Source organism: Sphingomonas sp. SKA58, from assembly GCF_000153545.1.
Lineage (GTDB): Bacteria > Pseudomonadota > Alphaproteobacteria > Sphingomonadales > Sphingomonadaceae > Sphingobium > Sphingobium soli.
Genome location: NZ_CH959308.1, coordinates 334,941 through 361,530, shown reverse-complemented (window position 1 = coordinate 361,530; position 26,590 = coordinate 334,941). Strand labels below are relative to the sequence as shown.

At 62.4% G+C, this 26,590-nt stretch carries 20 protein-coding genes and 2 pseudogenes; 17 read left to right on the top strand and 5 right to left on the bottom strand.

Annotated features, from left to right (window positions below; all coding sequences use genetic code 11):
• The first annotated feature begins 13 nt into the window (after positions 1–13).
• The 6 genes from kdpA to SKA58_RS20585 all read left to right on the top strand — a co-directional run bounded on the left by kdpA (position 14) and on the right by SKA58_RS20585 (position 8,147).
• Positions 14–1,717 (top strand): potassium-transporting ATPase subunit KdpA, encoded by a 1,704-nt coding sequence (gene kdpA, locus SKA58_RS16825; protein WP_009823687.1) that lies wholly within the window; start codon positions 14–16, stop codon positions 1,715–1,717.
• Positions 1,718–1,729: 12 nt separating this feature from the next.
• Entirely contained in the window at positions 1,730–3,775 is a 2,046-nt protein-coding gene (gene kdpB / locus SKA58_RS16820) for a potassium-transporting ATPase subunit KdpB (RefSeq protein WP_009823686.1), read from the top strand.
• Positions 3,776–3,787: 12 nt separating this feature from the next.
• Positions 3,788–4,390 (top strand): potassium-transporting ATPase subunit KdpC, encoded by a 603-nt coding sequence (gene kdpC / locus SKA58_RS16815; RefSeq protein ID WP_009823685.1) that lies wholly within the window; start codon positions 3,788–3,790, stop codon positions 4,388–4,390.
• Positions 4,387–7,065: a sensor histidine kinase gene (locus tag SKA58_RS16810; protein WP_009823684.1), complete on the top strand. Its 2,679-nt coding sequence runs from the start codon at positions 4,387–4,389 to the stop codon at positions 7,063–7,065. Before kdpC ends, SKA58_RS16810 begins: the two co-directional genes overlap by 4 nt.
• A complete protein-coding gene (locus tag SKA58_RS16805; RefSeq protein WP_009823683.1) occupies positions 7,062–7,751 on the top strand; it encodes a response regulator in 690 nt (229 codons plus the stop codon). Before SKA58_RS16810 ends, SKA58_RS16805 begins: the two co-directional genes overlap by 4 nt.
• Before the next feature lie 225 nt (positions 7,752–7,976).
• Positions 7,977–8,147, top strand: a complete 171-nt coding sequence (locus SKA58_RS20585; RefSeq protein WP_083784930.1) for a twin-arginine translocation signal domain-containing protein — start codon at positions 7,977–7,979, stop codon at positions 8,145–8,147.
• Here SKA58_RS20585 and SKA58_RS16800 read toward each other — a convergent pair.
• The 3 genes from SKA58_RS16800 to SKA58_RS16790 all read right to left on the bottom strand — a co-directional run bounded on the left by SKA58_RS16800 (position 8,089) and on the right by SKA58_RS16790 (position 10,186).
• Positions 8,089–8,364 (bottom strand): hypothetical protein, encoded by a 276-nt coding sequence (locus SKA58_RS16800; protein WP_009823681.1) that lies wholly within the window; start codon positions 8,362–8,364, stop codon positions 8,089–8,091. The two genes, SKA58_RS20585 and SKA58_RS16800, sit on opposite strands and share 59 nt — an antisense overlap.
• 101 nt (positions 8,365–8,465) lie before the next feature.
• Positions 8,466–9,761 carry a PQQ-dependent sugar dehydrogenase gene (locus SKA58_RS16795; RefSeq protein WP_009823680.1) on the bottom strand — a complete coding sequence of 432 codons (1,296 nt, stop codon included), beginning with the start codon at positions 9,759–9,761 and terminating at the stop codon, positions 8,466–8,468.
• Positions 9,758–10,186 (bottom strand): DUF2231 domain-containing protein, encoded by a 429-nt coding sequence (locus SKA58_RS16790; protein WP_037543840.1) that lies wholly within the window; start codon positions 10,184–10,186, stop codon positions 9,758–9,760. The genes SKA58_RS16795 and SKA58_RS16790 overlap by 4 nt, the downstream gene beginning before the upstream one ends.
• Before the next feature lie 181 nt (positions 10,187–10,367).
• Here SKA58_RS16790 and coxB point away from each other — a divergent pair, with 181 nt between their 5' ends.
• The 5 genes from coxB to SKA58_RS16765 are packed head-to-tail and all read left to right on the top strand — an operon-like array spanning position 10,368 to position 15,889.
• Positions 10,368–11,336, top strand: coding sequence for a cytochrome c oxidase subunit II (gene coxB / locus SKA58_RS16785; RefSeq protein ID WP_009823678.1), 969 nt, complete (start codon positions 10,368–10,370; stop codon positions 11,334–11,336).
• Positions 11,333–13,855 (top strand): cytochrome c oxidase subunit I, encoded by a 2,523-nt coding sequence (gene ctaD / locus SKA58_RS16780; protein WP_009823677.1) that lies wholly within the window; start codon positions 11,333–11,335, stop codon positions 13,853–13,855. Before coxB ends, ctaD begins: the two co-directional genes overlap by 4 nt.
• Entirely contained in the window at positions 13,852–14,229 is a 378-nt protein-coding gene (locus tag SKA58_RS16775) for a hypothetical protein (protein ID WP_009823676.1), read from the top strand. Before ctaD ends, SKA58_RS16775 begins: the two co-directional genes overlap by 4 nt.
• Positions 14,226–14,816 carry a cytochrome c oxidase assembly protein gene (locus SKA58_RS16770; RefSeq protein ID WP_009823675.1) on the top strand — a complete coding sequence of 197 codons (591 nt, stop codon included), beginning with the start codon at positions 14,226–14,228 and terminating at the stop codon, positions 14,814–14,816. The genes SKA58_RS16775 and SKA58_RS16770 overlap by 4 nt, the downstream gene beginning before the upstream one ends.
• Complete coding sequence (locus SKA58_RS16765) at positions 14,813–15,889, top strand: c-type cytochrome (protein ID WP_009823674.1); 1,077 nt, start codon at positions 14,813–14,815, stop codon at positions 15,887–15,889. Before SKA58_RS16770 ends, SKA58_RS16765 begins: the two co-directional genes overlap by 4 nt.
• A gap of 268 nt (positions 15,890–16,157) precedes the next feature.
• Here the strand turns inward: SKA58_RS16765 and SKA58_RS16760 are convergent, their stop codons facing one another.
• Together SKA58_RS16760 and SKA58_RS16755 are read right to left on the bottom strand one after the other, a co-directional pair.
• A complete protein-coding gene (locus SKA58_RS16760; RefSeq protein WP_037544018.1) occupies positions 16,158–19,388 on the bottom strand; it encodes a glycoside hydrolase family 2 TIM barrel-domain containing protein in 3,231 nt (1,076 codons plus the stop codon).
• 135 nt (positions 19,389–19,523) lie between these two features.
• Positions 19,524–19,991: a MarR family winged helix-turn-helix transcriptional regulator gene (locus SKA58_RS16755; protein ID WP_037544016.1), complete on the bottom strand. Its 468-nt coding sequence runs from the start codon at positions 19,989–19,991 to the stop codon at positions 19,524–19,526.
• 72 nt (positions 19,992–20,063) lie between these two features.
• Between SKA58_RS16755 and hmgA the strand changes: the two genes are divergently transcribed.
• The 6 genes and pseudogenes from hmgA to ku form a co-directional block, all read left to right on the top strand.
• Entirely contained in the window at positions 20,064–21,392 is a 1,329-nt protein-coding gene (gene hmgA, locus SKA58_RS16750) for a homogentisate 1,2-dioxygenase (protein WP_009823670.1), read from the top strand.
• Positions 21,392–22,684, top strand: a complete 1,293-nt coding sequence (gene fahA, locus SKA58_RS16745) for a fumarylacetoacetase (protein ID WP_009823669.1) — start codon at positions 21,392–21,394, stop codon at positions 22,682–22,684. Before hmgA ends, fahA begins: the two co-directional genes overlap by 1 nt.
• Positions 22,685–22,892: 208 nt before the next feature.
• A pseudogene (locus SKA58_RS16740) lies at positions 22,893–23,120 on the top strand (Ku protein); the annotation flags it as partial.
• Positions 23,121–23,337: 217 nt separating this feature from the next.
• Entirely contained in the window at positions 23,338–24,843 is a 1,506-nt protein-coding gene (istA, locus tag SKA58_RS16735) for an IS21 family transposase (RefSeq protein WP_009823667.1), read from the top strand.
• Positions 24,843–25,652, top strand: a complete 810-nt coding sequence (gene istB, locus SKA58_RS16730; RefSeq protein WP_009823666.1) for an IS21-like element helper ATPase IstB — start codon at positions 24,843–24,845, stop codon at positions 25,650–25,652. Before istA ends, istB begins: the two co-directional genes overlap by 1 nt.
• Before the next feature lie 260 nt (positions 25,653–25,912).
• Positions 25,913–26,587 (top strand): annotated as a pseudogene (ku, locus tag SKA58_RS16725) (non-homologous end joining protein Ku); the annotation flags it as partial.
• Positions 26,588–26,590: the final 3 nt, after the last annotated feature.

Below are 26,590 nucleotides of genomic sequence, written 5' to 3'. Positions count from 1 at the left end.
GGAGGTCAATATCATGACTTTCCAAGGCTGGATCCTGATTTTTGTCTTCGTGGGCATCCTGCTGGTGCTGACCAAGCCGGTCGGCGCTTGGCTGTTTGCGCTGTATGAAGGCCGGCGCACGCCGCTTCACTGGGTGCTTGGTCCGGTCGAGAACGGCTTCTACACACTCGCCGGCATCGATCCGACAGAGGAACAGAGCTGGCGGCGCTATGCCGTTCATATGCTGCTGTTCAATTTCGTGCTGATGATCTTCACCTATGCGGTTCTGCGGCTGCAGGGACTGCTGCCTCTCAATGAGCTGGGCTATGCTGGCATTGGCGCCGACGGCGCCTTCAACACCGCCGTCAGCTTCACGACCAATACCAACTGGCAATGGTATTCGGGTGAAGCGACACTGTCGAACCTCAGCCAGATGCTTGGCCTGACGGTCCATAATTTCCTGTCGGCAGCAACCGGGATCGCACTTGCGTTCGCGCTGTTTCGCGGCTTCGCGCGACGCGAGATGCAGTCGCTTGGCAATTTCTGGGCCGATGTGACGCGCGTCACCCTCTATCTGCTGCTGCCGATCTGTTTCGTCTACGCCTTGTTCCTGATAGCGTCTGGCGTTCCGCAGACGCTGGCCGCGTCGGTCGACGTAATGACGCTCGAAGGTGCAAAGCAGACCGTGGCACTTGGTCCGGTGGCCAGCCAGGAAGCGATCAAGATGTTGGGCACCAATGGTGGCGGCTTCTTCAATGCCAATTCGGCCCACCCGTTCGAGAACCCGACGGCGCTCACCAATCTGGTTCAGATGTTGTCGATCTTCATGATCGGTTTCGGCCTGACCTGGTGCTTCGGCAAGGCGGTCGGCAACAGCCGGCAGGGTTGGGCGATCCTGGCTGCGATGCTTGTGCTGTTCGTGGCTGGCGTCACGGTAACATATTGGCAGGAAGCTGCCGGCAACCCGGTCCTCCATGCGCTCGGCACGACCGGCGGCAATATGGAGGGCAAGGAAGTCCGCTTTGGGATCGCCGCCAGCGCCCTGTTTTCGGTCATCACGACCGCGGCCTCCTGCGGCGCGGTCAACGCGATGCACGACAGTTTCACGGCGCTGGGCGGCATGATCCCGCTGTTCAACATTCAATTGGGCGAGATCGTCATCGGCGGCGTGGGCGCGGGCATCTATGGCTTCCTGCTTTTCGCAATCCTTGCGGTGTTCGTCGCCGGATTGATGGTGGGGCGCACGCCCGAATATGTCGGCAAGAAGATCGAGGCGAGGGAGGTAAAGCTGGCGGTGCTCGCAATCGCTATCCTCCCGCTATGTATCTTGGGCTTCACAGCCGTCAGCGCAGTCCTACCCGCCGGTCTGGTCGGCCCCCTCAACGCCGGCCCGCATGGCTTTTCGGAGATCCTCTACGCGTTTAGCTCGGCTACAGGCAACAACGGTTCTGCCTTCGCCGGCCTGACTGCGGGCACACCCTTCTACAACAGCCTGCTCGGCATCGCGATGTGGTTGGGCCGCTTCTTCGTGATCGTGCCGATGCTGGCGATCGCGGGTAGTTTGGCGGCCAAGACATACACGCCGCAAAGCGCGGGGTCATTCCCCACGACCGGGCCTCTTTGGGTCGGCCTTCTGGTAGGAATCATCCTGATCGTCGGTGGCCTAACCTTTCTGCCGAGCCTCGCGCTCGGTCCCATCGCCGATCATCTCGCGATGATCGACGGGCAACTCTTTTAAGGGGGGCGTCGCATGGCTCGCGCAACCACAAAGACCCAGACGGGCAAATCCCTGTTCACTGCCGAATTGATTATCCCGGCAATCGGCGACGCGTTCAAAAAGCTTCATCCCCGCGCGTTGATCCGGAACCCCGTGATGTTCGTGACGGCTTGCGTCGCGCTGCTGATGACGATCCTGCTCGTGGTGGGAGGTGATAGCCTAGGCATCGGCTTCAAGCTGCAACTTGCCATGTGGCTGTGGCTGACGGTGCTTTTCGGAACGTTTGCCGAGGCGCTGGCGGAGGGACGCGGCAAGGCGCAGGCAGCCTCGCTCCGCGCAACCAAGGCGGAGCTTAGCGCCAAACGGCTGAAAAATGGCCATTTGCAGCAGGTGCCGGCAAGCCAGCTTTGCGCCGGCGACATCGTGCTGGTGGAAACGGGCGATCTCATCCCTGCCGATGGCGAAGTCGTCGAGGGCGTCGCCAGTGTCAATGAAGCAGCGATCACCGGCGAGTCCGCGCCGGTGATCCGTGAAGCAGGCGGGGATCGGTCGGCGGTCACCGCCGGCACCCGGGTCATCTCAGACCAGATCAAGGTGCGCATCACGGCCGAGCCGGGGCAGGGCTTTCTCGACCGCATGATCGCGCTGGTGGAAGGGGCCGAACGGCAGAAGACGCCGAACGAAATTGCCCTGACCATCCTTCTCGTCGGCCTCACGATCATCTTCCTGATCGCGGTCGGCACTATCCCCAGCTTCGCCAGCTATGCCGGCGGCGGCATACCCGTCGCTATCCTTGCAGCGCTACTGATCACGCTCATCCCGACCACCATCGCTGCCCTGTTGTCCGCGATCGGCATTGCCGGCATGGACCGCCTCGTGCGGTTCAACGTGCTCGCCAAGTCGGGGCGTGCGGTGGAGGCGGCCGGCGACGTGGATGTCCTGCTGCTCGACAAGACCGGCACGATTACGGTCGGCGACCGCCAGGCAAGCGAGTTCCGCCCGGTGGCAGGCACGACGCCGGAAACATTGGCGGAGGCGGCGTTGTTGGCCAGCCTGGCGGATGAAACTCCTGAAGGGCGCTCGATCGTTGTTCTGGCCAGGGAAAAATTCCACATCGATACGACCCGATTGCCCGAGGGCGCGGAGGTCATCCCGTTCACTGCGCAAACCCGTATCTCGGGCGTGCAGGTCGCCGGTTCGCTGGTGCAGAAGGGCGCCGTTGATTCGATTCTGAAGGCCAATCCCGGATCAAGCGAGATGGCGGCCGCGACCGAACTTCGGCGCGTGACGGATGAAATTGCCCGCGCCGGCGGCACGCCTCTGGCGGTTGCAAAGGACGGCAAGCTGCTTGGCGCGATCTTCCTCAAGGATGTGGTGAAGGCCGGCATCCGCGAGCGTTTCGCCGAACTGCGCGAAATGGGCATCCGCACGGTCATGATTACCGGCGACAATCCGCTGACCGCGGCGGCGATCGCGGCCGAGGCGGGTGTTGACGATTTCCTGGCCCAGGCAACCCCTGAGGACAAGCTTGACTTGATCCGCCAGGAACAGACGGGCGGACGCCTGGTGGCGATGTGCGGCGACGGGACCAATGACGCACCGGCGCTTGCCCAGGCCGACGTCGGCGTGGCGATGAACACCGGCACGCAGGCGGCGCGCGAAGCGGGCAATATGGTCGATCTGGACAGCGACCCGACCAAGCTCATCGAAGTCGTCGGCTTGGGCAAACAATTGCTGATGACCCGTGGGGCTCTGACGACCTTCTCGGTCGCCAATGATGTGGCGAAATATTTCGCCATCATTCCCGCGATGTTCGTTGCCCTTTATCCTGGCCTCGGCGTGCTCAACATCATGGGGCTGGCGACCCCCCAAAGCGCGATCCTGTCAGCCATCATCTTCAACGCGCTGATCATTCCGTTGCTGGTGCCGTTGGCGCTGAAGGGCGTGGCCTACAAACCCATGGGCGCCGGCCCGCTGCTGGCCCGCAATCTCGCTGTCTACGGACTGGGCGGGCTCGTCGCGCCCTTCATCGGCATCAAGCTCATCGACCTGGCCGTTGGCGGCCTGGGTCTCGCCTGAGGAGGCGCTCCAATGAATAAGGATTTCGTCACGTCATTGCGGCCTGCGATCATTCTCACGATCCTGTTCGCCCTTTTGCTCGGCATCGTCTATCCTCTGGTCATGACCGGCATCGGACAGGCTATCTTTCCTTCTCAGGCCAATGGCAGCCTGGTCCGCGACTCACAGGGCCATGTGGTCGGGTCGAGCGTGGTCGGACAGGCGTTTGTCAGCGATCGCTATTTCCAGACGCGGCCATCGGCCGCGGGGAAAGGCTATGACGGGCTTGCCTCGTCTGGTTCGAACCTGGGCCCGACGTCCAAGGCGCTGGTCGCCCGTGTCCGCGCGGACATCGATAAGCAACGGGACGCTGGCATCACCGGGCCAGTACCGATCGATCTCGTGACGGCCAGCGCATCGGGCCTCGACCCTCATCTATCGCCGGCCTCCGCTCTTGTGCAGGTGAAACGCGTGGCGCAGGCGCGCGGATTGCCCGAAACGCAGATACGCGATCTGGTGAACCGGAATGTCGACCATCCGCTGCTGGGTTTCCTGGGGGAAGACCGCGTGAATCTTTTGGCGCTCAACCGGCAGCTTGACCAACTGGCGAACCGGCGGACCGGCGGGACACGTTGACGCAGCGGGATCGACCTCCGCCCGAAGCCTTCCTGCGCGCAGCCGCGCAGGAAGGGAGGGGCAAGCTGAAAATCTTCCTTGGCGCCGCGCCCGGCGTCGGCAAGACCTTTGAGATGCTGTCGCAAGGCATGGCCCGCAGCAAGGCCGGCGTCGATGTCGTCGTGGGGATCGTCGAAACCCATGGCCGCACCGAAACCGAAGCCCTGACGCGCGGGCTCGAAATCCTGCCGCGCCGCGCGATAGACCATCAGGGTCACATGCTGACCGAAATGGATCTGGACGAACTGCTCGCGCGCCGCCCGCAACTCGCACTGGTCGATGAACTGGCGCACACCAATGCTGCCGGCAGCCGCCATCCCAAGCGCTATCAGGATGTCGAAGAACTGCTCGACGCCGGCATAGATGTCTATTCGACCGTCAACATCCAGCATATCGAGAGTCTGAACGACGTCGTTGCTTCCTTCACCCGCGTTCGCGTGCGTGAGACGGTGCCTGACACAATTCTTGACCAGGCAGAGATTGAGGTAGTGGATATCCCGCCCGCCGAACTGATCGAACGGCTGAAGGAAGGCAAGGTCTACCTGCCGCAGGAAGCGACACGCGCACTTGGTCATTTCTTCTCGCAATCGAACCTCTCCGCCCTGCGAGAACTCGCGCTCCGCCGCGCGGCGCAGGCAGTCGACGCCCAGATGCTCGATCATGTTCGCGCCAATGCGCTGGGTGGCACATGGGCGGGTAGCGAGCGGATCGTTGTGGCTGTCAGCGAAATTGCCGGCTCAACCGGCCTTGTGCGGGCGGCCAAAAGAATTGCGGACGCGCTGCATGCGCCATGGACAGCAGTGCATGTCGAAACGGCGCGCACGCGCCAGCTTGGTCCGGACGAGCATCAGCGTATCGCGGCCGTGCTTGCTCTTGCCACCCAGTTGGGTGGACAGGTTGCCACCGTGCCCGCTTCGACTGTTACCCAAGGGCTGAAAGCTTTCCTGCTCGATGCTCGCGCGACCCAGCTTATCGTCGGCAAATCCGTCCGGTCGCGCCTGTTCGAAATGCGACACGGATCGGTGGTGGACCGACTCGTGCGCGAAACGCCCGGCGTTGCCGTGCATGTGTTGCCATTCGAAGAAGAGTCGCCCAGCGCGATAGGGCGCTCGCAACTTCCAAGCTCAACAATGTCTCCCTGGGGCGCGCCATCGGGATATCTCTGGACATTCGCGTGGGTGGTGGCGGTGACGCTGATCGGGTCTGGGCTGTTCCACATCCTTGATCTTGGCAATGTCGGCATGTTGTATCTCGTCCCGGTCATGGCGGCGGCGAGCCTGTTCGGCCTGCGCACGGGCCTCTTTGCCGGGCTGGCTTCCAGTCTTGCCTATAATTTCTTCTTTCTGCCCCCGACGGGCACGCTGACGATCAGCAATCCGGAAAACATCATCTCGATCTTCGTGCTGCTGGGCGTTGCGTTCGTTACCAGCCAACTCACGTCCCACGTTCGCGTGCAGGCAGACCTTGCCGCTGCAAGCGCGCGGACCAACGCCGCTTTGGCCGGCTATCTGCGCCACCTGACATCGCTCAAGGATCCCGCAGAAGTGGCGCATGCGGCCTGCGTGGAGATTGCGCGCCTGCTGTCCCTCCGCGTCGTCATGCTCGAACAGGGGTCCGCCGGACTGTCCATAAAGGCTTCGAGCCATGCCGGACCAAATCTTGAAACGATGGAAATGGCGGCGGCGCAGTGGGTCAAGGATACTGGCCAGCCGGCAGGCCGTGGCACCGGCACGCTTACCGCGTCCGACTGGCGATTTCAGCCAGTCCAGGCAGGCGATCGTATATTGGCGGTCCTGGGCCTCGCGCAGGAAGATGGCAGGGACCCGGTTCGCTCTGACCAGTTGCCATTGCTGGGCAGTCTCATCGATCAGACTGCCCTCGCGCTTGAGCGCCTTCGGCTGGAAAGCGAGATGCGCGATATCGACGCCATGCAGGAGCGCGAACGTTTGCGGTCCGCGCTTTTGTCTTCAGTCAGTCACGACTTGCGAACGCCGCTGACATCGGTTCTGGCGGCGGCGGGCGAACTGCGCCGCAAATATCCCGATCCGCTGCTCGACACGCTGGAGGGCGAGGCGACCCGCCTCAATCGTTTCGTGGCCAATCTGCTCGATATGGCCCGCGTCGAGGCTGGCGCGCTTAAACTCCATCTCGAACTGGTCGATCTTACCGATGCGGTCAGTGGCGCCGTCCATGACACGCGCCGTTCGCTTGATGGGCATCCTATAGAACTCAATGTCGCGCCCGACCTGCCGCTGGTGATGGTGGATCCGCAGCTTTTCCATCATTGCCTGCTCAACCTGTTCGACAATGCGGGGCGCTATGGCGACCCTGGAACAGCTATCATCATCCACGCGAAGCGGACCATCGACGGGCTCGTCCTGTCGGTCATCGATTGCGGCATGGGGCTTCCGGCGGGCCGAGAGGCAGAGGTATTCGAAACCTTCCGCCGCCTGGAGGGTTCCGATCGGTCCGCCAGTGGCACGGGTCTGGGGCTGGCGATCGTCAAGGGCTTTGCCGAGGCAATGGGCATGACTGTAAAGGCGCAGAACCGCGACGATGGCCATGGCGCGTGTTTCAGCATTGATTTTCCGGAACGATTGCTCGTGCGGCCACCGGAGGAAACGCTTGATATATGACCGCAAACCGCATCCTGGTCGTCGACGATGACCTTCACATTCGCCGCCTGCTGGAAAGCGCGCTGGTGCGCGCGGGCTATGTGCCCATCGAAGCTAGGACGGCGGCCGAGGCTCTGGAGCAGGCGAAAAATGGCGCACCGGACGCCATTCTTCTCGACCTGGGGCTGCCCGATCGCGACGGCCTGGAAATCGTGACGCTCCTGCGGCAGCGATGCCCTGCGCCGATCATCATTCTGTCGGCGCGTGAATCCACGGATCAAAAGGTAGCCGCGCTCGACCTGGGCGCGCATGATTATGTAACCAAGCCTTTTGATAGCGAAGAAGTGCTTGCCCGATTGCGCGCGACCCTGCGCGCCCGCATCGAGGCGCAGGGCGCGTCACCGATCGTGCTGGCCGGCACCGTGACGATCGATCTCGCCAATCGAGAGGTTCGCCGTGATGGCAAAGAGGTGCATCTTACCCGCAAGGAGTTCGAGGTGCTTAGCCAGCTTGCTCTGCATCCCGGACGGGTCGTCACGCATCAGCGCATATTGGCGGCTGCATGGCCCCATGGGATCGACCGTCCAATCGACTATCTCCGTATCGTCGTACGCAACCTTCGCCAGAAGCTGGAGATCGATCCGTCGCGCCCTGCGCTTATCATCAACGAATTGGGGGTAGGCTATCGCTTGATGGGGGAAGCCTGAGGGCTGCTGGTGGAAAAAATGGTATCCCGTCGATCTCGGTCAAATTAAGGATAGCCCACCGCTGACTGGAAAGAGCGCGCATTGTTCGACGTTGCCAGATCATCCAGCGGCACCGTGACTGCCAGAAAATGCCGCTTGATGCGCGTAGCCAAAAAATGGATCATCGATCCATATATCGGTCAATCGTCACGCGTCATGGTGATCTCGTAGGATTGTCAAATACAGATGAGGCAGGGGGAGGGTGCAATGAAGACGACGAGGCGCCAATTGATCAAGGGTGCCGCCGCTGCTGCGACGGCTACCGCCGCTCTCTCTGACAGGAGCGCTTCTCCATTGCCTACGCCCCTTGGCGCTGGCCGCGATGTCCGCGTCCCGGCCCAAAGCGAAAATTCTTGATTGTGTAGCCGATGCTCAGACTGAGAGTGACTAGCCCTTTCTGCCGATCGGGAAAACCTGCTGGCAACGCGTCCTGACGCGTTCCATCAAGGAAGACGATGTCGTCCTCGTTGAACTGGCTTAGATAATAGGAGGATCGGTAGTTCAGTAGCGCCTGCCAATCGAGGCGTCCCGGGCCGGCGTCGAACCATTGCGACAGTCGCGCAGTGACATTCATTTTGGACGCCAGCGGCAGGCGATTGCCGACCAGGCTGATCAGCGGCGAATTTCCCCCGTCATCAAAGTCCTGCGCGCGTCAACCAGGCGCGCGCAGGGCCGTTACCGGCGATCGGGCGCGACCCGCCATATCGTGTTGGACACGTCATCGGCGACGATCAGCGCTTTGTGCACAGGGTCATAAGTGACGCCGACGGGGCGGCCCCGGGCGTGGTCGCCCTTGATGAAGCCGGTCAGGAAATCCTGCGGTTCACTGGACGGGCGACCGTTCGAAAAGGGCACCCAGACGACCTTATAGCCCGCCAGATCCTGCCGGTTCCAGCTCCCATGCTCCCCGACGAACGCGCCCTCGGAAAAGCCGCCGCCAAAACCGCCGCCAGTGGTGAAACTGACGCCAAGGGCAGCGACATGAGACCCCAGCGCATAATCCGGACGGATCGCCCGACGGACCATATCGGGCTTTTGCGGTCGAACGCGCGGATCGACATTCTGGCCCCAATAGCTGTAGGGCCAGCCGTAAAAGGCGCCAGGGCGGACGCTCGTCAGATAATCAGGGACCAACTGCGGTCCCAATTCGTCGCGTTCGTTGACAACCGCCCACAGGCGCTGCGTGCGGGGTTCGATGGCGAGGGCGGTGGGGTTACGGATTCCCGATGCATAAGTCCGATGCATGCCGCTTTGTCGGTCGATTTCCCAGATGACCGCCCGATCCTGCTCTACCCCCATGCCGCGCTCGCCGACATTGCTGTTGGAGCCGATGCCGACATACAGCCTCGATCCATCTGGTCCCGCAGTCAGCGACTTGGTCCAGTGATGATTGATGTGGGAGGGGAGCTTGAGAAGCTCGACGCCCGGGGAGGTTATGCGCGTCACACCTTCGCGGTAGGGAAAGCGCACAAGCGCATCTTGATCGGCGACATAGATCTGCCCATCGACATAGGCGAGGCCATAGGGGGCGTTCAGGCCGGTGATGAAACTGGTGCGCAACTCCGCGCGGCCATCATTGTCGGCATCGCGCAACAAGGTCACGCGATTGCCGCCCTTGACGGATGATTTTCCCATGGCCTTGATATAGGTGGCGATAACGTCCTTGGGCCGAAGCGCGGGGGCGCCGCCGCCTGACCCTTCGGCGACCAATATGTCGCCATTGGGCAGAACGAGCGTTTGCCGCGGAATGGCGAGGCCGGTGGCCAACGCCGTCACCGTGAAGCCCCTGGGTGCAGTCGGCTTTTCGCCGTCCCATCCGGCCGGCGTCGCGATCTTCATCGGCGGCAGCAAGGTCTGCCGCTGTTCGGGCAGGTCGGGCTGCGGACCGGTCTGGTCCAGTCCCGGCTCGCTTTTGCCGCATGCCGCCAGGGTCAGGAGGCTGGCGCACAGCCATAATGCATGATTTTTCAAGGCCGGTCCTCCCGATAGGCTGCATATGCGATCCAACCCGCCGCGACCGCCAGAATGCTGCTGATGATTGACAGGATGAGACCTGTTGTACCGACCGAACTCCAGCCATCACGGCTGTGCTGAAACGCGTTGATAAGGCCTGCTATCATCATCATGAGCAGCAGCACCGAAATGATGGCGAGGCGCGACCTGGCGCTGCCCTTGCGGCGCAAGAGCGCGACAATGCTCCAAATCAAGGCAAATCCCCCGCCCAGCAAGCCGCCGGTGATCAGCCAGGCGGAAAAATTGGTCCACTGGATCTCGGCACTGTTGAGATAGGTGATGTCGCTCGCCAGCGCTGCGGGAAACATCGCGACAGGCCACGCCAGGAGAAGGCCATGGAGCGGATGAAGCAAGGGTCTGAGGCGTGGCGGAGCACTGGGCAAAGGGGAAACTCCCGGTCGAAGGACTGACGATTGTGCAATCCCCGGCGAGCACTTTGGTTGCGCCGGGCGTCCGGTTGGATGCACTTGTTACGAAAGAGAAATAATTGAACCCGACCGCGCTTGAGGTGTTCGGCCTATAACGCGCACGGTCGATGCGGCATGAAAGGGGTAAAGTCGCGCTATGCGCAATCCATGGTTCTGGCTGCTGGTGCTGGCAGGCCTGACGGCCTGCAATGCAGAGCAATCGACCCTGCATGTTTTTGGCGCAGAAGCGCGCGCCGTGCGGCAGATGGCGCTCCTGTTGACCATAGGGGCGGCTATTATCGTCACGATCATGACCGTCCTCTACGTGCGCGCCGTTCGCGCGCCGGAAGGCAAGCTGAGCCATGACCGCGGCATGCGCATGGTCCTGTGGATGGGCGCCATTGGCCCGACGCTTATCCTGACAGCCTTGCTGATCTATGCGCTGCCTGCGATGCGGCCTCGCGCTACCGCCCCTGGTGATTTGGTCGTGCGGGTGGATGGCGAACAATTCTGGTGGCGGGTCGCCTACGACCCTGCTGGCGACCTGTCGCCATTGCTGTCGGCCAATGAAGTGCGCATCCCCGTCGGACGAACCGTCGTCTTTGAACTCACCGCACGCGATGTCATCCACAGCTTTTGGATTCCCGGGCTGGCCGGCAAGATGGACATGATCCCCGGACGCACCAACCGGCTCGTGGTGCAGGCGGAAAAGTCGGGCCGCTATCGCGGCGTATGCGCGGAATTTTGCGGTCTCAGCCATGCGCTGATGGCCTTTGACGTGATCGCCATGGATACCACGGATTTCGACGCCTGGCTGCGCCGGAGCAGGGCTGCAAGCGCCGGCGCGATCGCGTCGCGCGGGGCGACGTTGTTCGATGCGCATGGCTGCGGCGGTTGCCATGCGATACGCGGTACGTCCCATGACGCAAGGATCGGCCCGGATCTCAGCCGCTTTGGGGAAAGGCGGACAATGGGGGCTGGCATCATGCCGCCGACCTCCGCCAATATCGCCTCTTTCATCCGCGCGCCGCAAGATGCCAAGCCCGGCGCCCGGATGCCCGCCTTCCCGCAAATCAGCGCCGCCGATGCCCAGGCGATCGCGCAGTATCTCAAGGGGCTGAAATGAGCCTGCATGATCAGGACGATCCCGCGCTGCGCGCTGCACAGGAAGAACGGCTGCGGGCCGTATGGAAGCCGCCCCAGGGGCTGTTCCTGCGCTGGACGGACACCAACAATAATCGGGTCGGCGTCTGGTATGTGCTGACTGCATTCGGCTTCATGCTGTTTGCCGGCGTGCTGGCGCTCATCATGCGCACGCAGCTGGCCGTCCCCGACAATGAACTGGTCAGCGCGAACAGCTTCAATCAGCTGTTCACCCTGCACGGCTCGATGATGATGTTCCTCTTTGCCGTGCCGATGTTCGAGGCCGTGTCGATCATCCTGCTGCCGCAATTGCTTGGCGCGCGCGATCTGCCCTTTCCCCGGCTGTCCGCATTTGGCTACTGGTCCTTCCTGATCGGCGGCGTTTTCGTCAGCGGCTCGATTTTCTTCAATGCCGCGCCCGATGGCGGATGGTTCATGTACCCGCCGCTCACCACCCGAACCGACCTTTCAGGGCTTGGCGCGGACATATGGATGCTGGGCCTGTCTTTCATCGAAGTGTCGTCGGTCGCCGCCGCCGTCGAACTGATCGTCGGCGTGCTCAAATGCCGGCCGCCCGGCATGCGGCTCAATCTGATGCCGCTTTATGCTTGGTATATCCTGGTCGTCGCGGTGATGATCCTCTTTGCCTTCCCGCCGCTGATCGCGGGCGATATATTGTTCGAAATGGAGCGGCTGCTCGACTGGCCCTTTTTCGACGCGAACCGGGGCGGCGATCCGCTGCTGTGGCAGCATCTTTTCTGGATCTTCGGCCATCCCGAAGTCTACATCATCTTCCTGCCGTCGATCGCCCTGTTCGCCATGCTGGTGCCGACGTTCGCCAACCGACATCTGCTGGGCTATCCGTGGATCGTGCTGGCGGCGGTGGGGACGGCGTTCCTGTCCTTCGGCCTGTGGGTGCACCACATGTTCACGACCGGGTTGCCCAAGATCAGCCTGGCCTTCTTCTCGGCTGCGTCGGAAGCCGTGGCCATTCCCACCGGCGTTCAGATTTTCGTGTTCATCGCGACGCTATGGGCCGGGCGCGTCACCTGGTCGACGCCGCTGCTCTATGCCACCGGTAGCCTTGCGATCTTCGTGATCGGCGGCCTTACCGGCGTCATGGTGGCGGTTGCGCCCTTCGACTGGCAGGCGCACGACAGCTATTTCATCGTCGCGCATCTCCATTATGTCCTCATCGGCGGGACGCTGATGCCGCTCTTTGCCGGCCTTTATTATTATTGGCCGTTGATCACTGGCAAGAAACTGTCTGACCGCCTGGGCCGCATTGCGTTCTGGATGCTGTTTGCAGGCGCAAACCTGACCTTCTTTCCGATGCATCTGTCGGGCCTGATGGGCATGCCGCGCCGCGTCTTCACCTATCCGGCGGAACTGGGCCTTGGCGGTCTCAATTTGCTATCGACAATGGGCGCTTATCTGTTCGCGGCGGGCGTTGCGGTCATCTGCGTTGACCTTTGCCTGTCGCCCCGTCGATCCAAGGCGCAGCGCAATCCCTGGAATGCGGGCACGCTTGAATGGCTGGCGCATCCCGATGATGAGGATTGGGGCATCCGCTCTGTGCCCCTGATCGAAAGCCGCTACCCCATATGGGACCAGCCGAACTTTGTCAGGAAAGTGGACGAAGGACGATTTTTTCTGCCCGATGCGGAGGAGGGGCGCAGGGAAACCATCGTGACCACTGCCCTCGACGCGCGGCCGCTGGCCGTCATCCGGCTCGGAACGCCCAGCGTCAAACCGATGCTGACCGCCATCGCGCTGGGTGGGGTGTTCATCTTCACCACATATCACCTCTATTGGGCTGCGCTCGCTTGCGGTGTGGCGACCTTGGCGTGTACGCTCTGGTGGCTGTGGACGGGCACCGCCGAAATCCCCGAAAAGCCATGCAAGCCGGTGGGTCATGGCATAGAGTTGCCGCTCTATCTCTCCGGCCCCGCCGCGCCTGGCTGGTGGGCGATGTTCATCACGATGATGGCCGACGCCACGGCTTTTTCCGGCCTGGTCTTCGGCTATTTCTTCTTCTGGACGCGCCATGCCGATTTCCCTCCTGCGGATATGGCGAGCGGGCCGGGCATGATGTGGCCGATGATCGCGCTGATTGCCGGGTTGGTCGGCTGGCTTGCGACGATCGCGGCGCGTAACATCCATGCCCGCGGTGGCGTAGCACCGGCGCGCGTTCTGCTGGCGTGCGGCATTGTACTCAGCATAGCGGGGGCTGGTGCGGGATTGGCCGGGCCATGGATCAGCGGCCTTGATCCCCAGCTGCACAGCTACCCTGCGATCGTGTGGACGCTTGCGATCTGGACCAGCGCCCATGCCGGTGTGGCGGCCATCATGCAAAGCTACGCGCTCGCGCGTAGTCTGGCCGGAAAGATGGATCCGCACCATGATGCGGATCTGCGCAACGTCAGCGTCTATATGCATTTCTACGCGCTGACGGCGATCGTCACCTACGCGACCATCGGCCTGTTTCCGGAGGTCGCATGACGGAGCGGGGCAAATGGCATGAGCGCCTCCGGGTCACGCTCTGGACGCTGATCGTTCCGCCCGCCATCTGGGCCGGGCATTTCCTGATGGCGTATCTATGGGCCGCGATCTCCTGCGCAAAGGCGGGGACCTTCGCAACCTTTCCGACCCTGTTCGTGATCGGAACGCTGGTCGCTCTGGGGCTCATCTCCCTTTCCGGCTGGGTCGCCTGGAAGCAGACGCGCCGCCCGGGTGATAGCGCCCCGCACCAGGATTCCACGGATATCGACCGGCTACGCTTTCTGGCCAAATCGACATTGCTGCTGGCTGGCCTCAGTTTCGTCGGCGTCCTCTTCACAGCGCTGCCTGTCGTGTTTCTCCGGAACTGCCTGTGAAGCGGGCCTCCCTGCTTGCCGGCCTGGCGTTGCTGCCCGCGGGTTGGCTGCTGGCCGGGCTGCCACTGGGCATGATCGGGCATATGGCAGGGCATATGATCGCCGTTGCCATCGCCGCGCCGCTGCTTGCATTCGGTCTTGCCGGAACTGCGGCCGATCCTGCCCGCCGCTGGCCCCATATCGTGACGCCAATGGCGATGATGCTCGTTGAACTGATGGTCGTGTGGCTTTGGCATCTTCCAGTGCTGCGCGCGGCGGCCAGATCCTTTCCAGTCCTGGTGATCGAACAATTCTGTTTTCTCGCCGCCGGCCTGCTGCTCTGGTCGTCGGTATGCTACGCGCCGCGCCGCGCCGCGGGGATAGGCGCGCTCCTGCTCACATCCATGCATATGACCTTGCTGGGGGTCTTGATCGGCCTTGCGCCCCGGCCCCTTTATCCGATGGCACATCATGGATTGGCCGGCGTAGATGCGCTGGTCGATCAGCAACTGGGCGGCGTCATCATGTTGTTGCTGGGCGCCGCCAGCTATTTCCTGGGGGGACTCGCGTTGCTGGCCAGCCTCCTTCGTCAGCGGAGTATTGCATGACCATCCGCATCACGTGGTTGCGCGCGATTTTAACGCTTATCGGCTTGGGCACTCTCGCCATGCTCTTTGTATGGTCGGGCGCGGTGCAGATTTCAGCATCCTCTGGCCACTGGCGCATCACCGACTGGTTTCTGCACTGGGTGATGCGCAATTCGGTGCGCACCTATTCCGCGTTCCAGGCGCCGGATGATCCGCTGGCCGATACCGGCCTGGTCAGCGCGGCAGGTCATTTCCGCCAGGCCTGCCAGGTCTGTCATGGCGCCCCCGGCGTTCGACCGTCGCCCGTGATGCAAGGCGCGACGCCGCCTGCCCCGGATCTTGCACAAACCGCAGGAGAATGGCGGGATCGCGAGCTATTCTGGATCATTCGCCATGGCGTCAAATTTACGGGCATGCCCGCTTGGCCTGTGTCCGACCGTCCGGACGAAGTAAAACATATGGCAGCCTTTGTCCGTCGGCTTCCCGGTATGACGCCCCGTCAATATCGCGCCCTTACGCAAGCGGCCGGGGAAAGGCCGCTTTCGGGGGTCGCCCCTGGCACGCTCGCTGGCTGTACCGGTTGCCACGGCGTGGATGGGAAGGGGCGGGGACAGCCCGATATCCCGATTTTAGGGGGGCAGGATCCAGCCTATCTGCTGGCCAGCCTGCGCCGCTATGCGTCGGGTGAGCGGTCCAGCGCGGTCATGCAAACAGCGGTCAGCAGCTTGAGCGATGCGGAAATGCAACGGCTCGCGAACCATTTTTCCGCCCTGCCGGGACTGAAGCCGACCATTCTCTTGTCGGACTTGCCGATGCTCAAGGATCAGGCCGGCATTCCGGTCCCGGCCTGCGTCAACTGCCATGCGCCCGGAAAGGCAGGCCCTATATTGGCGGGGCAAAGATCGTCCTATGTCGCCGCGCGGCTGAAAGGCTGGCAGCAGGAAAAAGCTGTCGTTGACGCGCGTCAGTCACCGGAAACGATGGCGATGATCGCCCGGCGCATTCCGCTGTCTGACGTCGACTCGCTGGCCGCCGCTATAGGGCAATCCCGCAACAAGACGGCAAACGGTCCTCCTCACGATGCCCCCCGATGACTTACGGAATGGCCTGGCTCAACCACCATGCTGTCGGCTTCAACCGTGCATGTTCACCCATGCAAATGCCAGAAGCGCAGCCAATATGAAGGCGAAGAACAGGTAGATGGCCAGACGGGACGTCGCCTTGCGAGCGGGGCGTTCCTTGTGATGGGGCATGTTGGTCCTTTCAAACAATATCCTGCGCTCAACGCATGAGGCACTTTGAGGTGTCCCATTTTTCGCCGAAGGCGAGGGCTGACGGATCCTCTCCAGCCGGAGCCCTTCGTCATTCCTCCTGTGTGGCGCGCGCCGGTATCGCCTGATCAGGGTGCGTCCCCGATCCGGTGAAAGGGGTCAGGCGAAAGGAAAAGCGCATGGGCATGCTGGCGGTGCGATAGGCGGCCATCGGCTTGCCAAATTCGCTCCAGGCCGTGTCGCCACCCACGCCCCATTGGGCGGCGTCGATCAGCAGCGTGCCTTCGTCACGCGGACGAATGTCCGACGATTTCCAGGTTCCCGGCGCATGCCGGTCAAGGTCGCTGTAGGGAAAGGCCAGCGCGTTCATCATCATCGGCTGCGCGCCCTGCACGTGAAGCCCCGCGCCATCGCCCGACACCTCCATCCAGCGAACATCCACCTTGTTGCCGGTTTCCTGCGGCCGGATATAGTCGTGGTTCTGATCTGCGATCCCGCCGCGCCACAAGCCGATGGGTGCGGACGTCTTGCGATCGACATAGCTTTCGTGCGGGCCGCGGCCATACCATTGAACGGTGTCGATGGCGCGCGGCAGGCTGAAGGCCAGGCCGATGCGGAACGGGGGTGGCAGGTCGTCCCTGACCGGCTGAAAATCGCCAGTGACTGACACCGATCCATCGCCTGCCATATGGTAGATGCTGGTAAAGTCGGCCGCGCCTTCACCCAATATATAGCGCACCTCCACTGAACGTCCGCCATTCTCCGCTGGAAGAATTCGAATGGCGGCCACTTTACGCTGTTCGCTCATCGTCTTCCAGACCGCCAACTGTCTGGCCGTGCCAATGCCGATGTCATTGTCGGTGACCGCGCGCCAGAAATGCGGCGCACCGCCGCGCGCCAGCATACGTCCGTCCTTGCTGTAGGACCGGACTAGTCCGCTCGTCCGGTCGATCGCCAACGTTGCATCATTGGCACTAAGGCTGACGGCATCGCCCTTTTCGCTGACGGCCACGGGACCAGTGGCGACGGCGGGTAGGGCAGGGGCGTCCGATTGCAGCGCAAATTGCTCCCAGCCCATCAGCGTTTCGGCGGCCACCGACGGGATGGCGCCGGCCTTGGCCCGGGCGTTGATCGTCACGAAATATTCCGATCCGGACCTGCGAGGGATAGCGCTAATGGGCACCGTCACTGCCGCAGCACCGCGAGCAGGCACGTCCGCCATCGTCAGCGCGCCCCGGGCAATTTCCACGCCATCCTCCATCATCGCCCAATCAAAACTGAACCCGGACAAATCGATGAAATCATGGCGGTTGCGGACGGTGACGCGGCCGCTCGCCGGGTCGAACCCATCGAACTGGACCGGCGCATAGACCTTGCGCAATTCATAAAGTGCCGGATTGGGGGTTCGGTCCGACTGCAGTAACCCGTCGCCAAATTCTATGTCGCCTCCCGGGTTCGGCCCATATTCGCCGCCGTCGCCCCAGTAACGCGTGCCATCCCTGGTGTATCGATACATGGATTGATCGACCCAGTCCCAGATGAAGCCGCCCTGTAGCCGGTCGGGATGGGCATAGATGGTGTCCCAATAGTCCTTCAGATTGCCGCCGCTATTCCCCTGCATATGGGCATATTCGCACTGAATCAGCGGCTGCCCGAAATTCCAGTTGGTTGCGTAATCGACCAGCTTGGCGACCGGATCATACATGGGCGCGTAGATGTCGGCGTAGAAATTGGGCCGATGGTCGCCAATCCCGTCCCATGTGCCCCAGCCCAGATAGCTGACCAGCCGATCGGGGTCGCGCGCCTTGGCGGCGGCCGCCGCGGCCGCGAAATTGGGGCCGATTCCTGCCTCATTCCCCAGCGACCAGAAGAGGATCGATGGATGATTCTTGTCCCGCTCCACCATGTTGGTGACGCGGCTTACATGCGCGTCCTTCCACGCCGGGTCGAACCCGATCTGATATTTGGCGCGCTGATCGCCATGCCGATTGCCATAATCCATATAGGCATGGCTCTCGATATTCGCCTCATCCATCACATAGAGGCCATAGCGATCGGCCAGGTCGTAGAGACGCGGATCATTGGGATAATGGGATGTGCGGATCGCGTTGACATTGTTGCGCTTCATCAACCGGATATCGCGCTCCATTGAGGCCAGCGAAATGACATGGAAGCTTTCGGGATCATGCTCATGGCGGTTGACGCCGCGAAGGGTGATCGGCTTGCCATTCACCGTGACGACGCCATTGCGCATCGCGACCGTGCGGAAACCGATTCTGGCGTCGCTCGACTGGATGATCCGTCCGCCTGCGTCATAAAGTTCGACCAGCAGCCGGTACAGGTTGGGGGTTTCCGCCGTCCACGGTTTCACCCTGTCGATCCTGCCGGTCAGGGTCACGGTGCGTTCCGCATTTCCGGCGGCAACGGCTTGCCGTCCTTCAAGCACGATGCGCGTGCCATCCATCAGCACATAGCGGGCGCTCGTCGCCGCGCCCGGGGTTACAGTGACGTCGACCGCCAGCTGGCCCGCACCGGCCTCCGCATCGAAACCGGCATGAGCGAAAAAGTCGCGCACGCGCGTCTTGGGCGCCGCCATCAGGAACACGTCGCGCTCGATCCCCGACACGCGCCAGAAATCCTGATCCTCCAGATAGGAGCCGTCCGACCAGCGATAGACCTGGACGGCGATGCTGTTGCGGTCGGGGCGCATGAAGCGGGTCACGTCGAATTCCGACGGCAGCTTGCTATCCTGCGCATATCCGACCTTCTGGCCATTGACCCAGACATAATAAGCGGAACCTGCCGCGCCGATGTGCAGCACCATATACTGCCCGGCCCAGTCCGCCGGTATGTCGATATCGCGGCGATAGGACCCCACCGGATTTGTCGCATGGGGGATCAGCGGCCGGTTGGCGGGGAAGGGATAGGTGATATTATTGTAGCGGGGCTGGTCATAGCCTTCCGCCTGCCAGTCGGCCGGAACGGGTATCGTCTTCCAGCCCGACACATCGAAATCGGGGCGCTCGAACCCGTTCGGCAGCTTGTCGGCATTAGGCGAAAAGGCGAACTTCCATGGCCCGTTCAGTGACAGGAAGCGGCGCGATCGGGAACGGTCGCCGGCCAGCGCGGCGTCGCGGCTTTCGAAGGGAAAGGCGGTGGCGCGCGCGGGCAACTTTCCGATGGCGAAAACTGCCGGATTTTCCCAGTCCGGCCGGGCGGGATCGATCTGCACCGGCTGCACCTGTGGCGGACCCTGGGCTATGGCCCCGCCGGACAGGGCGATCAGGCTGCTCGCCGCCAGGGTCCCGATCCGTGCGCGCATGTCCATTCCCCCGACTATGCCTTCTTCAAACATCGCATATTTGATCTAGGCGTGATGTGTAAGCAAGTTTGCCCTGCCACAATGTGGACGCACCGTCCAACATATGTAGGTCATCGATGGCTGTGACCGCCCGCGCTACGCCTTGGACGCTGTCATGTGTCCGTCCAGCACGATTGCATCGATCCGGCGCAGCATCGCGTCCAGCTGTGTCCGTTCTGCCTCGGTAAAGGACCCGAAAATTTGTTCCTCCAGCGCCAGCGCCTGCGGCACGATCGCCTGATACAGCGCTATGCCGGCCGTGCTCAGCGTCAGGAGATGCGACCGCTGGTCGGCCGGGTTCGGCCCCCGGATCAAGATGTCGCGGTCGATGAGGGCGGCTGCGGCGCGGCTGACGGTTACCTTGTCCATCCGCGTCGTCCAGCCGATAGCCTGCTGCGTCACGCCGTCGGGATGCTCTGCCACCACGGCGACTACGCGCCATTCGGGAATGCGCAGCCCGAACGCCTCCTCATAAGCGCTGGCGACCGCATCGCTCACCAGATTGGTGGTGAACGACAGGCGATAGGGTAGGAACGCATCGAGCAGCAGGGAGGAGGTGGTCATGGCGAAGGCTATCATTTGACACCGATCGGGCAAAGTCTATACTGGTTGCAAATGAAACTATAGGAGAGGGCAATGCCCATTCCGGATCAAGATGGCGCAACGGCCGCGATGATACCCGGTTTTGCCAATCATGTCGTGACGGAGGCTGTGGCTGGCGCTGTCCCGATCGGCCGCAATTCGCCGCAAAAGACGCCCCTTGGCCTTTATGCCGAGCAGCTTTCCGGCACGGCCTTCACCGCGCCGCGCGCCGACAATCGCCGCAGCTGGCTCTATCGCCTGCGGCCCACGGCGCAGCATGAGGCTTACCGCCCTTATGCCGGGGCGCATCGCTTCGCCTCCGCCCCCTTTATGGACATGCCGCCCTCGCCCAATCGCCTGCGCTGGGACCCGCTACCCATGCCGTCCGAACCGGTGGATTTCCTGGACGGCATCGTCACCTATTGCGGCAATGGCGATATCGCTGCAGCTGTCGGTTTCGCCGTCCATCTTTATGCCTGCAACCGCCCGATGGACGGCCGCGCTTTTTTCAATGCCGACGGCGAAATGCTGATCGTGCCGCAACAAGGCGCACTGCGGATTACCACTGAGCTTGGCCGGTTCGACGTCGCGCCGCAGCAGGTCGCGCTCATCCCCCGTGGCGTCCGTTTTCAGGTTTCTCTCCTGGATGAATCCGCGCGCGGCTATATCTGCGAAAATTATGGCGCGCTTTTCCGCTTGCCTGAACTGGGGCCGATCGGCGCCAATGGCCTTGCCAACGCCAGGGATTTTGAAACCCCGGTGGCCTGGTTCGAGGATGTCGACGCGCCCTTTGAACTCATCCAGAAATTTCAGGGCAGTCTTTGGTCGACGACCTTGCCGCATTCACCTTTCGATGTCGTGGGTTGGCATGGGAACCTAGCCCCGTGCCGCTATGACCTGCGCCGTTTCAACACCATCAACACGGTCAGCTATGACCATCCCGACCCCTCCATCTTCACGGTGCTGACCAGTCCCAGCGATACGTCCGGCGTCGCCAATTGCGACTTCGTCATTTTCCCGCCGCGCTGGATGGTGGCCGAAGATACGTTCCGTCCGCCCTGGTTCCATCGCAATGTGATGAGTGAATTCATGGGGCTGGTGGCGGGCGTCTATGATGCGAAGGCTGGCGGTTTTGCGCCGGGCGGCGCGTCGCTGCATAATCAAATGGCCAGCCATGGTCCCGACCGGTCCAGCTACGAAACCGCCATTTCCGCCTCCCTTGCGCCGCACAAGATCGATGCGACCATGGCCTTCATGTTCGAGGGCCGGCTGCCTTTTCGCCCCACCCGTTTCGCCGCTGAGGCTGACTTCGCGCAGCGGGATTATGACGCATGCTGGTCTGGCTTCGCCAAAGCGCGCCTCCCCGTCCAAGGAGATGATTGATGACGACCATCGACGAAACCCACGCCATTGATCTTCCATGCTGGGTCGACAACGCCATGGGCCACCCCGATTTTCCGGTTCAGAATTTGCCGCTCGGCATATTTTCTCCTGCCAATGGATCGGCCCGCCCCGGCGTCGCGATCGGCGACCATATCCTCGATCTTGCCGCGATCGGCGATCATCTGCCCGATGCCGTCCGGCCCCTGCTGGGCGATGATTGCCTCAACCGCATGCTTGCGCTGCCCGCGACTGACCGGGTCGTCCTGCGCCGCACGCTCTCCCGCCTGCTATGTGATCGGGATGCGCAGCCTGTCCTTGCCGCAGCGCTTCACGCCCAGGCACATTGTACCCTCCATCTGCCCGCCCGGATCGGCGACTATACCGATTTCTATGTCGGCATTCATCATGCCACCAATGTTGGCACCTTGTTCCGCCCTGACAATCCGCTGCTGCCCAATTATAAATATGTGCCGATCGGCTATCACGGCCGCGCGTCTTCCGTGCGTCCCTCGGGGCTGCCAGTGGTTCGTCCGAACGGGCAGTCGAAGGCGCCCGATGCCACCGAACCGCGCTTTGGCCCGACCGCGCGGCTGGATTATGAACTGGAACTGGGCATCTGGATCGGGCAGGGCAATGACTTGGGCGACCCTATCCCCATCAAAGATGCGGGCAGCCATATCGGTGGTTTCTGCCTGCTCAATGATTGGTCGGCGCGCGATTTCCAGGCGTGGGAATATGTCCCGCTCGGCCCTTTCCTGGCCAAGAATTTCCATTCGACCATCTCCCCCTGGGTGATAACGCCCGAAGCCCTCGCACCCTTCCGTCAGGCTCAGCCCGCCCGGCCGCAGGGCGACCCCGCGCCCCTGCCCTATTTACTGGACCCGCAGGATCAGGAATGGGGCGGACTAGCGCTCGACCTTGGCGTCACCATCCGCACCGCGCGCATGCGGGACGCCGCTATGCCACCCTTCCGCCTCAGCCACAGTCGGGCCAGCGCCATGTATTGGACCGCGGCGCAGATTGTCGCTCATCACGCGTCCAATGGCTGCAACCTGACGCCGGGCGACCTGCTTGGCACAGGAACGATCTCCGGTCCGGACAGGGAATCGCTCGGCAGTCTTCTGGAAATGACACAGGGCGGCAAGAGCCCAATCACCCTGCCATCTGGCGAAAGCCGCACATTCCTGGAGGATGGCGACGAAGTGATGTTGGAGGCGCGTGCGCACCGGGACGGCTTTGCGTCCATTGGCTTTGGCGAATGCCGGGCCTGCATCCTGCCGGCCCGCGCTTAACAAAATGGCTCCACCGGCATAGGCCGGCGGAGCCGAGGTTCAGGGAGGGTCACTCCAAAGGGGGGAAGGAGTGACGGGATTACAATAGCCCTACAGCATGAATGTTCCATGACTGATATGGATGCTCCCATGCGGCACGCGCCAAAGATGCCCGCTGCCCCTGGAACTTTTCAAGGGCGTAGCGCGCTGTGCCGTTGGAGGTTCCCCCATGGCCGCACGCGCATATTGGCAGGGCCAGATTCGGCTGGCCCTCGTTTCTATACCGGTGGAAATCTATCCCGCCACCAAGTCTGGCGCTGCGGTTTCCTTCCGCCAGATTCATGAACCCAGTGGCAAGCCCATCAAATATGAGAAGGTCGTGACCGGCGTCGGGCCGGTCGATCCCGACGAAATCCTCAAGGGCTATGAGGTATCCAAGGGCAACTATGTCCTATTGCTGCGTGGCGACAACTACGATGGCCGGTTGAGCGGCAACTATGATGGCCGGTAGGATCGGTTGTCTGGGCTGATCGTAGGGAGGGGCGTAGCCCCGACCGGAGAGCGGACCAGACAACCGGTGGCGATCTTTTTCCCCTTCTTTCGGGGGGGCTGATCGGGGCTGTGGCGGGCGGTGGTATCGGAACACTCATCGAACAACGAGCGATGGGTTTGCGATGCCGGGCCACCACATTTCCGATCAGCAGGTATTTCTCTTCATGACCCATCGTCGCCAACACACCCAGGCCGTCGCGGCTGCCAAGGCCGGTATCAGCGAGCGCAGCGCACGCCGGATCGAGAACGATCCGCAGCTTCCGTCCCAGAAGAAGAAGGAGCGCCACTGGCGCACCCGCGCCGATCCGCTCGAGCCATTCTGGCCACGCGTCGAGGAGTTGCTCCAGATCGACGGTATCATTGCCGTCACGGTCTTCGAGACGCTCCAGGACGAGTTCGGCGAGGATGCTGTTCCCGATGCGATACGACGAACACTTGAACGCCGGATCGCCCGCTGGCGGGCACTGCACGGCGGCGAGAAGGAGATCTTCTTCCCGCAGCATCATGAGCCCGGTCGGCAGGGCCTGTCGGATTTCACGGTATGCGACAGTCTCAAGGTCACCGTTGCCGGCGAGACCCTGGCCTATCGCCTTTACCACTTCCGCTTGGCGGCGAGTGGCTGGGAGCATGCGGCTGTCGTGCTGGGCGGGGAGAGCTTTGCCGCCCTTTCGGAGCACCTGCAGGATGCCTTGTGGAAGCTGGGCGGCGCGCCGGCCGAACACCGCAGCGATTCCCTGTCAGCCGCCTACAAAAACCTCGACGCCGATGCGCAGCGGGATTTTACCCGAAGCTATGACGAGCTGTGCCGTCATTACGGCATGCTCGCTACCCGCAACAACCGCGGCGAGGCGCACGAGAACGGATCGATCGAAGGTCCCCATGCCCATCTCAAGCGACGGCTCGATCAGGCCTTACGCCGGCGGGGAAGCCGCGATTTCGTCAGCATCGAGGCCTGGCGCGAGTTCGTTGAGGCGCAGGTCGCCAGACAGAACCGGCGGCATGCTGCGCACATCGATGCAGAACGCAGGGTACTCAAGGCGCTGCCCGCAAGGCGAACCACCGATTTCGCCATGGTCACCGTCGATGTCACCCGCAACGGCACCGTCGCCATCGATCGGGTTACCTATTCGGTGCCTTCCCGCCTCGTCGGACGGCGCCTCAACGCGCATCTCTTTGACGATCGCATTGAGCTCTTCCTCGGTCCGGACAGGGTAATGTCCACGCCGCGTGTGCGGATCAGCCATCCCCACCGGGGGCACAGCATCGATTTCCGGCACATGATCGGTAACCTGCGCCGCAAGCCTGGTGCGCTGCGCAACCTCGTCTACCGCGAAGCCCTGTTCCCCGATCACGCCTACCGGCGGGCCTGGCAAGCCTTCGATGCCCAACTCGATGGACGGCAGGCCTGCCGCGATGCCGTCGCGCTGCTCGATATCGCCGCCAGGGGCGACTGTGTCGACGTGCTGGCCCGGCGGATCGATGAGGCACTCGACAGAGGGCGCTTGCCCGATGTCGATGCGCTCAGGGACGAGTTCCTGCCAACCGCAAGATCGCAGCGCGATGTCACTATCCCGCCTCCCGATCTGCACAGCTACAACAGCTTGATCGCCAGCGGGGAGGTGTACTGATGACCCGCACCAAGGACCAGGCCGCCGCCGTGCTGCCTACCCTGCTCAAGGCCTTGCGCCTGCCGAGTATCAACCGCAACTGGAAGCGCCTCACCGACACCGCCGATCGCGATGGCTGGCCGGCCGCCAACCTGCTGGCCTCGCTTCTCGAGATCGAGATGGCCGATCGCTCCTCCCGGCGCATCCAGCGCCATCGCGACCAGTCCGGCTTGCCCGCAGGCAAGACCTTCGCCACCTTCGATTTCGACGCAGCCCCCGGCATCCGCAAACCGCACCTCTTGTCCCTCGCCGCCGGTGACGACTGGATCGAGAGCGGCGGCAACCTGCTGCTGTTCGGCCAGAGCGGGACCGGCAAGACGCACGCAGTTGCTGCCATTGGTCATGCCCTCATCGACACGGGGCGGCGCGTCCTGTTCTGCTCCACCACCGACATGGTCCAGAAGCTCCAGTCCGCGCGCCGCGACCTCAGCCTACCCGCCATGCTCGACAAGCTCGACAAGTTCGATCTCATCGTGCTCGACGATCTGTCCTACGTCCGCAAGGACCAGGTCGAGACCAGCGCCTTGTTCGAGCTCATCGCCCACCGCTACGAACGCCACTCGCTCGCCATTACCGCCAACCAGCCATTTTCGGCATGGGACAACGTCTTCCCTGATCCCGCTATGACTGTCGCCGCGATCGACCGCCTCGTGCACCACTCGATCATCATCGAGATGAACGGCGAAAGCTACCGCAAACGTTCCGCCGTCGCCCGTATCAACGCCGGCGATTACGACCCGCCGAATGGCGCCCCGGACCGGCCATCATAATTGTCGCTGGCTTCGCGCTCGGGAGCACCCTTGCTGAGGCAACGGGTAATTGTCGCCAGCGGCAATTACATGCCAACCATCCCATGCGCTTCAGACCCTCGCTTCCGGCCAGCGTCAGCGACAATTACCCAGCGTCGTAATTGTCGCTCGACGGTTGCTCCCCGCAACAGCAAATGGTAGCCAGAATTCACCAACCGGCGCGGCCACCTATCGGCCATCATAATTGACGCCGACCGGACTCCGTAATCGTCGCGCTACACCTATTGCAGCAGGATGAGATCGAGGCGGTCAAGATTGAAAGTCGCAAGACGCTGGAACTGGTCCAATTCGTCGAGGCTGACGCCATTGACGTGCTTTATTATGAAAAGCCCTATTTCGTGCTGCCCGCCGATGACCTGGCCGAAGAGGCCTATGCAGTCCTGCGCGACGCGCTGCGACGCACGAAAAAGGTGGGGCTTGGCCAGTTGTCGGTGCGGGGGCGGGAGCAATTGGTCTCGCTTAAACCCTGTGGCCGCGGCCTTGTGCTCGAAGTGCTGCGCTACGCCGATGAAGTGACGCGGGCGCAAACCTATTTTCGCGGCCTCCCCGAAACGGAAGCTGACACCGACCTGCTCGATCTTGCGACCACGATCATCGACAAGAAGACAGGGCCATTCAAGCCGGAGGAATTTCATGATCGCTATGTCGATGCGCTCCATCAGCTGATCGACAAGAAGAAGAAGGCAAAGGGCAAGCGCGTCATCGAAGATGTCGAGGAGGATGCCCCGTCGCGCGGCGGAAATGTCATCGACCTGATGGCCGCGCTCAAAAAGTCGGTGGGAGACGGCGGCGCGTCTTCAAAGAAAAGTGCGACGAAAAAAACCACATCGCGCAGCACTGGCAAATCCACCACATCGCGCGGCCGCTCCACCAGCGCCGGCAAGAAGAGCGCTTGACCT